Origin of the sequence: Intrasporangium sp. (assembly GCF_051961875.1) — a bacterium.
In the GTDB taxonomy this organism is placed as follows: Bacteria; Actinomycetota; Actinomycetes; order Actinomycetales; family Dermatophilaceae; genus Intrasporangium_A.
Map to the genome: position 1 here is coordinate 1 of NZ_JBQCCV010000292.1, position 9,369 is coordinate 9,369.

The following is a 9,369-nucleotide window of genomic DNA, read 5'->3' on the forward strand; positions in this document are numbered from 1 at the left end:
CGGGCGGCCACGCTCGGGGCTGTCGCCGACCGGCGGGGTCAGGCTCTTCCAGAACGCCCGCGCGGCGCCCTGCCGGTCCCGCTCGTGCCGCTGCTGCACCTGCGACATCTGCTGCCGCAACTGCTCCAGGAGCGCCGCATCGGGGACCATGACCAGAACCTCAACCCTTCCACACCGGTGTCGAAGATTTCTTCGATTCTACCCGATATGAACTGTCGAAGGAAGATTCATCCACAGCGAATGCGCTTCACCACCAAGCAGATTCGCTAGACCGACACCAGACCGCGGGGTCGCACCTCAACCCTAACCAGCACCACCGACACTGCCCGGAAATGATGCAGCCGCGAACCGCTTCGGGCAGCTGCACGCCCTGTCAGCCCTGGTAGAGCTCTGTCGCCGGGACGGCGCGCTCCAGGTAGCGCTGGGGGTCGGCAACGTCGGTGAAGCCGTAGGACCGGTAGAGGTCGTGCGCGTCCGCAGTGGCGAGCATGATGCGTCGCAGGCCGGACAGGTCCGGGTGCTCGAGCAGCGCCTCGACGACGAAGCGGCTGAGCCCACGGTCGCGGTGCTCGGGCAGGACGAAGACGTCGGCAACCCAGGCGAACGTGGCGCGATCGGTCACCGCCCGCGCCATACCGACCTGCGCGCCGCCGGGAGCGAACAGACCGACGACGAGGGAGCCGGCCAGCGCCCGAGCCACGACGTCGCGCGGCACGCCCGGCGACCAATAGGTGGTGCGGAGGAACTCGTGCACCACCTCGAGCTGGAGCCGGTTCTGGTCGTCGTCGACCTCATAGCCATCGGGGCGCGTCCGCAACATGCGCGCCATCCTCACACGGCACCGCCGCGGATCGGCGGGCCGGACTGGTCCGGGTGCGGGTGTTGCCGATGCAATCCACTGTCGTCGCACGTCGACGGGTTGCGCACGAGAAGCCACGAAACGGCTCCCCCTGCGACGAGCAGGCCGACGTTGATCCACATGCTCGCCGTGTAGGCGTGAGTGAACTCCCCGGGCCGGCGGTAGGCCTCGCCCGCGAGGCCCACGACGGCGGGCAGGGCCGCGACGGCGAGCAAAGATCCGGCCCGCGCCACGGCGTTGTTGACGCCGCTCGCGATGCCGGCGAAGCGGTTCGGCACGGCGGCGAGGACCGTGGCAGTCAGCGGTGCGACGAGGATGCACAACCCGAGGCCGAAGACGACGACACCGGGCAGCACGTGCGTCCAATAGCTCGACCCGGCCCCCACTCGGGCGAGGAGCGCGACGCCCGCGGCGCACACCAGAGGCCCGATCGTCATGGGGAGCCGGGGCCCGATTCGGGTCCCGAGCTCGCCGCCCTTGCCGGCGAGCAGGAGCATGAGGATCGTGACCGGCAGGGTGGCGAGCCCCGCCTCGAGCGGCCCGTAGCCGAGGACGATCTGCAGTTGCAGCACAAGGAAGAACATGACCGCGCCGAGCGCCGCGTAGACAAGGAAGGTCATGAGGTTGGCCGCCGTGAAGACGCGCGACCTGAAGAGGCTGGGCCGCAGCATGGGGGTGCGGACCCGCCGCTCCACGAGAACGAACACGACGCCGAGCCCGACTCCCACGCACACGAGCAACGCCGCCCACAGGGCGCCGAGCACCTGCGCCTCGATGAGGCCATAGGTCGTCACCGCGAGTGCCGCTGTCGCGAGTCCTGCGCCGAGAGCATCGAAGCGGCCCGTCGCCTGGGCGTCGCGGCTGTCCGGCACCCACCGGCTCACCCACACCGTCACCGCGGCGAGCGGCACGTTGATGAGGAAGACCCACCGCCAGCTCGCGAACTGGATCAGCCAGCCTCCGACGAACGGCCCCACGGCCGAGGCGACCCCACTGACACCGGACCACGTTCCGATCGCCTTGGCTCGGTCGCTCTCGACGAAGGACGCCTGGATGAGGGCGAGGCTGCCGGGGGTGAGGAGCGCGCCGCCGATGCCCTGGACGATCCTGGCGCCGACGAGCTGCCCGGGGTTCTGGGCCACCCCGCAGGCTGCCGATGCGAGGGCGAAGGCGACCACCCCCGTGACGAAGACGCGTCGCCGGCCGTAGCGGTCCCCGAGCGAGCCGCCGAGCAGGATCAGCGAGGCGAGGCTCAGCAGGTAGCCGTTGGTCACCCACTGCAGGTCCTGGAGGCTGGCTCCGAGCTCGTGACCGATCCGCACGAGCGCGACGTTGACGACCGTGCCGTCGAGCAGTGCCATCCCTGACCCGAGCACGGCCGCCCCGAGGACGGCGCGCCCGGTCCGCGAGCTGAGTGCGACACCGGCCACCTCAGCAGTGTGCACTCAAACGACGATGTATGCCGCTCTGCGGGCGAACGCTCAGCCCGCTGAGCGGCTTACGGCCTTCGTTCTAGGACCGTCAGGCGACGCGGCCCTGGGGGGCGAGCTCGGCCGTCTTGCCGGCGTCACGCACGACGACGTCGCCGAGCGCCTCGTCGATCCGCTTCATGACCTGGTCGTCGAGCTTCACGCCGGCGGCCTTGACGTTCTCGCTCACCTGCTCGGGGCGGGACGCGCCGACGAGCGCGGCTGCGACGTTCGGGTTCTGGAGCACCCACGCGACCGCGAGCTGCGCCATCGTGAGCCCGGCGTCGTCGGCGATCGGCTGCAGCCGCTGCACGCGCTCGAGGACGTCGTCGCGCAGGAAGCGCTTGACGAAGTCGGCGCCGCCCTTCTCGTCCGTCGCGCGGGACCCTGCCGGCGGTGGCTGCCCCGGCTGGTACTTACCGGTGAGGACGCCCTGGGCGATGGGGCTCCAGACGATCTGGGAGACGCCGAGCTCCTCGCACGTCGGGATAACCTCCGGCTCGATGACCCGCCACAGCATCGAGTACTGCGGCTGGCTCGAGATGAGCTGGAAGCCGAGCTCCCTCGAGAGCCGGACCCCTTCGCGGATCTGGTCGGCGGTCCACTCGCTCACGCCGATGTAGAGGGCCTTGCCCTGCCGGACGATGTCGGCGAAGGCCTGCATGGTCTCCTCGAGCGGCGTCTCCGTGTCGTAGCGGTGCGCCTGGTAGAGGTCGACGTAGTCCGTCTTCAGGCGGCGGAGCGAGCCGTTGATCGACTCCATGATGTGCTTGCGCGAGAGGCCGGTGTCGTTCTTGCCGCCCGGGCCGGTCGGCCAGTAGACCTTCGTGAAGATCTCCAGGCTCTCGCGTCGCTCGTCCTTGAGGGCCTCGCCGAGGACCGTCTCGGCGGCCGTGTTCGCGTAGACGTCTGCCGTGTCGAACGTCGAGATCCCGGCGTCGAGGGCGGCGCGCACGCACTGGGCCGCGACGTCGTTCTCGACCTGGGAGCCGTGGGTCAGCCAGTTGCCGTAGGTGATCTCCGAGATCTTGAGTCCGCTGTTGCCGAGGTATCGGTATTCCATGACGGCCACGTTATGCCGCTGTCCGCACTGCCCTTCACGTGGCCCCCACCTGCCCAAGATGGTCGAAATGTGACGTTTCGATCTCACTCTGGATGGGAACGGAACGGTCAGCGCCGGCGCATCCGGGCCTCGGGTGAGCGCGGCGTCCGCTCTTGCTCCCGACGCATGGAAGGTGGCCCCGATGGACAAGCGCAAGTGTGTGGAGTTCGAGGAGAACGACGGCACCCTGCTGCGCTATTTCCACCACACGAACGGTGACGGCCTCGTCGAGGTAACGGCGGTCGTCGACCCGACGGCCTATATCGGCCCCTCCGCCTACGTCGACCGGGGTGCCCGGGTCGAGGCGGGCGCCCGCGTCGAAAGCGAGGGGTGGGTCGAGGACGGCGGGGTCGTGCGTTGCGGCGCCATCGTCGGCACGGCGGCCCACGTCGGCGCAGAGGCCGTCGTGGGGCGTGGTGCCCGCGTGGGTGCACGCACCCGGATCGGCGCCGGCATGCGCGTCCCGAGGAACGCGACGCTCGAGGCCGACACCGTCCTCCGTGCCTCGCGCCCGGGCCGGCGCGCGCAGGGCCAGGGCCGTTCCGCCGCCTGAGCGGTTCCCCGGGGGCACGCGCCCTCGTATGCCGCTCAGCCGGCCGCGCTCGCGGCGCGCAGGATCGCTTCGGCGGAGACGTCGATGTCGGCCTCGGTCGTGGTCGCGTTGGACACCGAGATCCGGATGAGCCGCCGGCCGCGCCACGTCGTCCCGCCGAGCCAGCAGGTGCCGTCGCGCTGGACGCGCTCGATGATCTCGTCCGTGTGCGCCGTTCCGTCGGCGCCGCCGAAGCTCACCAGCACCTGGTTCAGAACCACCTCGTTGTGGACCGTGGCACCGCCTTCACGGAGGCGCTCGGCCATCCGGCGGGCGAGATCGCAGCACCGGTCCACGAGTGCTGCGACGCCGTCGGTGCCGAGCTCGCGCAGGGCGGCCCACACTGCGAATCCCCTTGCCCTGCGAGACGACTCCGGGGTGAGGTCGCCGAGCACGTAGTCCGAGGTCGCGCCGGATCCGGTCAGGTAGGACGCGCTGTAGTGCATGACGAGCCGGTGCAGCTCCGGGTCGCGGCAGAAGGCCAGTCCGCTGTCGTACGGGACGTTGAGCCACTTGTGCGCGTCGGTCCCCCACGAGTCCGCGAGCCCGACGCCCTCGACGAGGTGGGCCGTCCGCGGGCTCGACGCCGCCCAGAGCCCGAACGCTCCATCGACGTGGACCCACGCCTCGTGCTCCTTCGCGACCGGGATCGCCTCCGCCAGGTCGTCACACGCGCCGGTGTTGACGTTTCCCGCCTGCAGACAGACGACCGTCGGGCGGTCGGTTTCGGCGAGCACGCGTCTCAGGTGCGGGACCGAGATGGCGCCATTGGCGGCGGCGGGCACCGGCTCGATGGCGGAGAGGCCGAAACCCAGCAGCCGAGCCGCGCGGTCGATCGTGGCGTGCCGCTCCTCACTGGCGACGATGCGGATCGCCGGTGCGCCGAAGAGACCGTCCCGCTCGACGTCCCATCCGGCATCGCGCAGGACGGCATGGCGCCCGAGCGCGAGCCCCACGGTGTTCGCCGCCTGGGCGCCGGTGACGAAGCCGCTCGACGCCGTGTCCGGCAGGCCGAGCAGCTGCTTGAGCCAGCTGCCGGCCGCCCGTTCCGCCGCAGCGGCGGCCGGTGCCAGCACCTCGTTGTAGGCACACTGGTCCCAGCCGGTGGCGAGCAGGTCGGCGGCTGTCGCGGCCGGCGAGGCCCCGCCGATGACGAAGCCGAAGAACCGCGGCCCTGCCGTACCCATGAGCCCTGGGGTGGCCGCCGAGACGAGCTCCTCGAGCACCACCTCGGCCGCAGTCGGCTCGGTCTGGAGGGGTCCGCCGAGCGCCTTCTCCACGGTGGCGGCATCGGCGTCGGGCCGTACCGGCCGCACCCCCACCGAGTCCCGATAGTCCGCGGCCGCTGCGGCCGCCCGTCCGAAGAGAGTCGACAGGTCGCTGCGCATGGAGGCACCCTGCCCGGCCCGGGCGGTCGCCGCAAGACGGACGAAAACGTCCGTTTTGTCCGATTTGCCTGACATTGCCGCGGAATGGCGCTTGACTCCTGCCCGGTACCGAACTCCTGACCTGACCACACCCTGCCTGACCCACACCGAGGACGATCGTGAACAGCGCCCAAACCCGCACGGCTCTGAGAGTGCCCACCCTGACGACCGTCACCGCGGCTGTCGCGATCGCCGCAGCACTGATGCTCGGCGCAACGCAACCCGCCGACGCGACCGTCGCCGCGGCCATCTCACCGGCGGTCGTGGCCGGCGCCGACATCTCCTGGCCGCAGTGCCCGAAGGGGATGGGCATCCCCAGCCGGCCCACCGAGGGCCAGCCGCTGCCGAACCCGAAGACGACGAAGTTCGTCATGATCGGCCTGACGAACGGCCCCGCGTTCTACCCGAACCCCTGCCTGAGGAGCCAGGTCGACTGGGCGAGGAAGAACCAGCTCAACGTCGCCGCGTACTCGATGACGACCTACCCGACGAGCGCCCAGCTGAAGCAGTACGGCCAGTCGGGGCCGTACAAGGGCAGCGACGTGCTGACGAAGCTGCGCAACACCGGGTATGCGCAGGGCCAGTTCAACCTGGCGAACGCGCGCAAGATCGCTCTCAGCACCCCGATCATCTGGATGGACGTCGAGCACTACCCCGTCCGGCCCTGGAGCACGAACACCACATACAACCGGGCCGTGTTCGAGGGCGTCAAGGCGGCGTACCAGAAGGCCGGGTACAAGGTGGGCATCTACTCGACGAGCTACCAATGGAAGGCCATCCTCGGCACCGTGAGGTACGGCGTGCCGGAGTGGCACACGAGCGGTCCGACCAGTCAGGCGACCGCACGGGCCGCCTGCAAGTCGCCGTCGATCCAGGGCGGACCCACCGTGATCTCGCAGTGGTGGACGAGCAAGTACGACTACGACGTGCTGTGCCCGGGCTTCACGAGCACCGCGGCGATCAACACCTACTTCCGCAAGCAGGCGACCACTGGGGCGCCCACGTCCGCCGCCAAGTCCGCGGTCGTCGCGCCCAAGCTCATCCCGCTGCCCCGGCACCAGCGGGTGTGGCACGGCCTCCGGGGCTGATCACCGAGCCCTGAGGCCGCCCTCCTCCGAACTCAGCCCAACGGACGTGCTCGCGCGCGTGCGCGAGCGCCGGGTCCAGCTCGTCGAACAGGTGCGCGTCGTGGCGCAGCTCGTCGAGCACACCGACATTCGTGAACAACGTCCGGTGGCGCGGCTGGATCCCCTTGATCAGCACGATGACACCTTGGCCCTCGAGCCGGGCGACGAGTTCCATCAGGGCGTGAGCACCGGTTGCGTCGACCACCCGGAGCCGAGACAGGCGCAGGACGACGACCGTCGCCTGCCGGTCCGACGAGATCTCGGAGCCGATGCGCTCGGCCGCCCCGAAGAACATCGACCCGTCAAGGGTGTAGAGGGCGATGTGCTCGTCACCGGGCTGGGCCGGTCCCGGTAGCCGCTCCCGGTGCACGACCGTCGCCCTCGCCACGGACCGCAGGGCGAAGAACGCGGCGACGACGATGCCGACCTGCACCGCCTCGATGAGATCGACCGCGATCGTCACGACCGCGGTCACGACGAGGACGGCCGCGTCGGTGCGGGTGGACCGCAGCACGCGGCGGAGCGTGTGCAGCGACACCATCCGGGTTGCCGTGACCATCAGCACGCCGGCGAGGGCGGCCATCGGGATGCGGGAGACGGGCCCGGTCGCCAGATAGATGACGCCGAGGATGACGAGCGCATGCGCGATGGCGGCAAGACGGGTCCGGGCCCCAGCGCGCACGCTGACGGCGGTCCGGGCGATCGCCCCCGTGGCGGGAAGCCCCCCGAACAGACCGCTGGCCAGAGACGCCATACCCTGCCCCACGAGCTCACGGTCCGGCTCGTATCTATGGATTCGGGCCTCGCCCGGATCCTCTTGCGCGTCGAGGACGCTGGTCGGCCGCGGCAACGAGGCCGCCACCCGAGCGGACAGGAGCGACTCGATTGCGGCGAGGGCGGCCACGGCGAGGGCTGGACCGGCCAGTGCGCGCAACAGTCCCGGGCTCATGTCGGGAAGCGCGGGGAGCGGGAGCGAGTTCGGCAGGGTCCCGATCCGGGCGACCGGCAGGTTCAGCAGCTCGGCGGCGGTCGTCACCACGATCACCGCGAGCAGGGACGCCGGCGCCTTCGGCACGAGCCGGGGCAGCAGCAGCATGACGGCGCCGACGGCGGCCACGCAGGCGACTGTCCACCAGGCCGCGTCGCCGTGGTCGAGCACAGACCGCGCGGCCGCGACGACCGGGCTGCCCCCGACCGCCTCTCTGGTGTCGAGGGCGGCGGGCACCTGCTGGAGGAAGATGATCGTCGCGATGCCGAGGGTGAACCCCTCGACCACCGGCCAGGGGATCAACGTCACGACGCGTCCCAGCCGGGCGATCCCGGCGACGAGGACGATCGCGCCGGCCATCAGGGCGACGACCGGCACGGCCGCCGTCCCGTGGGTGGCGACGATGGGCGCGATCACGACGGCCATCGCCCCGGTCGGCCCGGAGACCTGGACGTGCGAGCCGCCGAACACCGCCGCCACGATGCCGGCGACGACCGCCGTGACCAGCCCGACGGCCGGGCTCACGCCGGAGCTGACGGCGAACGCGAGTGCGAGCGGGAGTGCGACGACACCGACAGTGAGCCCGGCGAGCAGGTCGGAGCGCACCACGGCTGGACGCAGGTCGTAGTCCCGGCGTCGGGGCCGGAGCCCACGAGGTGTCCATCCGGTCCGGGCCCGGCCTCGCAGCGCTGAGGACGCGGTATTCACTGACGCTTCTCCGGCAGGCGCGGCAGCGTGTCCGCGACTGCGAGCTGCTCGGACGAGTGGCTGAGGCGCGCCATCAGGAAGGCTCGCGCCACGACCAGCAGCTCCGCGACGAGGGGCTCACTCAGCCGGTAGACAACCGAGTTGCCGTGACGGGTCGAGGTGACGACGCCGGCACGCTTCAGGACGGTGAGGTGCTGCGAGAGGGCCGAGGCCTCCGCGTCGGTCGCCTCGAGCAGCTCGCTCACCGGAGCGGCGTGGTCGGTGGCAGCACTCAGCACCTCGAGCACTCGGATGCGCACCGGGTGGGCCAGCGATCGGAATAGCTCCGCCTTGATGGCATACAGCGGGGCCGTTTCGTGGGACAGCGGCATGTGGGACCTTCCTCTGGGATTGCTCACTTTAGCAATCCCTAAAGTCGGCTCGGGATGCCGTCCTCTGGTAGGGACAGCGGACCCGAAATGCGGCCAATGTGGCGGAATCCTGCGTGGCGTCCACACGTTCATCTCGTAGGCGCGGCCAACGAGCCGCGAACTGAGTGAGAGAGAAGGTGGAACGTCGTGCAGAAGCGGAAGAAGTACGTGGAGATCGAGGAAGACACCGGGACCGTCCTGCGGTACTTCCACCATGCCAACGGCGACGGCCTCGTCGAGGAGTCGGCCAGCGTGCATCCCACCGCCTACATCGACCGGTCGGCCTATGTCGATCCCGGCGCCAGGGTCGAGGCCCACGTGCGCGTGCACAGCGGCGCCTGGATCGACCGCGATGCACTGGTCCAGGCAGGCACGCTCGTGGGCAGCACGGCCCATGTGGGTCGCAAGGCGGTGGTCGGCCGCGGTGTGAAGATCGGCCCCCGTGTGAAGGTCGGAGCCGGCGCACAGGTGCATGACGGCGTGCGGATCGAGGGTGACGTCATCGTTCCCGACGGCACCGTCGTGCGCGAAGACCGGCGCACCGGCCTCGCCGCTGCCTGAGCGGCCGCGCCCGCCTCCCACCGCGGGCGCGGCTTTAAAAACCCGCCCCTATTGCGCCCCACCCGCAAGCGCCAGACCCCAGATCGGCAAAAGGGCCGATTACACATAGAGTGTGCAATAAAAAGG

General features: G+C 70.5%; 9 protein-coding genes. 3 read left to right on the top strand and 6 right to left on the bottom strand.

Going from position 1 to position 9,369, the window contains the following annotated elements; translation table 11 throughout:
• Window positions 1–373: 373 nt before the first annotated feature.
• The 3 genes from ACTHJJ_RS18275 to ACTHJJ_RS18285 all read right to left on the bottom strand — a co-directional run bounded on the left by ACTHJJ_RS18275 (window position 374) and on the right by ACTHJJ_RS18285 (window position 3,391).
• A complete protein-coding gene (locus tag ACTHJJ_RS18275; protein ID WP_440304375.1) occupies window positions 374–820 on the bottom strand; it encodes a GNAT family N-acetyltransferase in 447 nt (148 codons plus the stop codon).
• An 11-nt stretch (window positions 821–831) separates the two neighbouring features.
• Entirely contained in the window at window positions 832–2,289 is a 1,458-nt protein-coding gene (locus tag ACTHJJ_RS18280) for an MFS transporter (protein ID WP_440304376.1), read from the bottom strand.
• A gap of 91 nt (window positions 2,290–2,380) precedes the next feature.
• Entirely contained in the window at window positions 2,381–3,391 is a 1,011-nt protein-coding gene (locus ACTHJJ_RS18285; protein WP_440304377.1) for an aldo/keto reductase family protein, read from the bottom strand.
• 181 nt (window positions 3,392–3,572) lie between these two features.
• Between ACTHJJ_RS18285 and ACTHJJ_RS18290 the strand changes: the two genes are divergently transcribed.
• On the top strand, window positions 3,573–3,983 hold the full coding sequence (locus tag ACTHJJ_RS18290; protein WP_440304378.1) for a transferase: 411 nt from the start codon (window positions 3,573–3,575) through the stop codon (window positions 3,981–3,983).
• Window positions 3,984–4,018: 35 nt separating this feature from the next.
• Here the strand turns inward: ACTHJJ_RS18290 and ACTHJJ_RS18295 are convergent, their stop codons facing one another.
• A complete protein-coding gene (locus ACTHJJ_RS18295; RefSeq protein WP_440304379.1) occupies window positions 4,019–5,410 on the bottom strand; it encodes a pyridoxal phosphate-dependent decarboxylase family protein in 1,392 nt (463 codons plus the stop codon).
• Window positions 5,411–5,601: 191 nt separating this feature from the next.
• Here ACTHJJ_RS18295 and ACTHJJ_RS18300 point away from each other — a divergent pair, with 191 nt between their 5' ends.
• Window positions 5,602–6,537 carry a hypothetical protein gene (locus tag ACTHJJ_RS18300; protein WP_440304380.1) on the top strand — a complete coding sequence of 312 codons (936 nt, stop codon included), beginning with the start codon at window positions 5,602–5,604 and terminating at the stop codon, window positions 6,535–6,537.
• Here ACTHJJ_RS18300 and ACTHJJ_RS18305 read toward each other — a convergent pair.
• The gene (locus tag ACTHJJ_RS18305) at window positions 6,488–8,173 is read right to left on the bottom strand and encodes a SulP family inorganic anion transporter (protein ID WP_440304381.1); all 1,686 of its coding nucleotides are present in this window, start codon (window positions 8,171–8,173) and stop codon (window positions 6,488–6,490) included. The two genes, ACTHJJ_RS18300 and ACTHJJ_RS18305, sit on opposite strands and share 50 nt — an antisense overlap.
• A 95-nt stretch (window positions 8,174–8,268) precedes the next feature.
• Window positions 8,269–8,643, bottom strand: coding sequence for an ArsR/SmtB family transcription factor (locus ACTHJJ_RS18310; protein ID WP_440304382.1), 375 nt, complete (start codon window positions 8,641–8,643; stop codon window positions 8,269–8,271).
• Between the two features lie 186 nt (window positions 8,644–8,829).
• Here ACTHJJ_RS18310 and ACTHJJ_RS18315 point away from each other — a divergent pair, with 186 nt between their 5' ends.
• The gene (locus tag ACTHJJ_RS18315; protein ID WP_440304383.1) at window positions 8,830–9,243 is read left to right on the top strand and encodes a transferase; all 414 of its coding nucleotides are present in this window, start codon (window positions 8,830–8,832) and stop codon (window positions 9,241–9,243) included.
• Window positions 9,244–9,369: the final 126 nt, after the last annotated feature.

Bases quoted from the DNA above. Each gene is read 5' to 3' on its own strand.
- ACTHJJ_RS18275 (WP_440304375.1), bottom strand. From the start codon at position 820: ATGTTGCGGACGCGCCCCGATGGCTATGAGGTCGACGACGACCAGAAC.
- ACTHJJ_RS18285 (WP_440304377.1), bottom strand. From the start codon at position 3,391: ATGGAATACCGATACCTCGGCAACAGCGGACTCAAGATCTCGGAGATC.
- ACTHJJ_RS18290 (WP_440304378.1), top strand. From the start codon at position 3,573: ATGGACAAGCGCAAGTGTGTGGAGTTCGAGGAGAACGACGGCACCCTG.
- ACTHJJ_RS18295 (WP_440304379.1), bottom strand. From the start codon at position 5,410: ATGCGCAGCGACCTGTCGACTCTCTTCGGACGGGCGGCCGCAGCGGCC.
- ACTHJJ_RS18310 (WP_440304382.1), bottom strand. From the start codon at position 8,643: ATGCCGCTGTCCCACGAAACGGCCCCGCTGTATGCCATCAAGGCGGAG.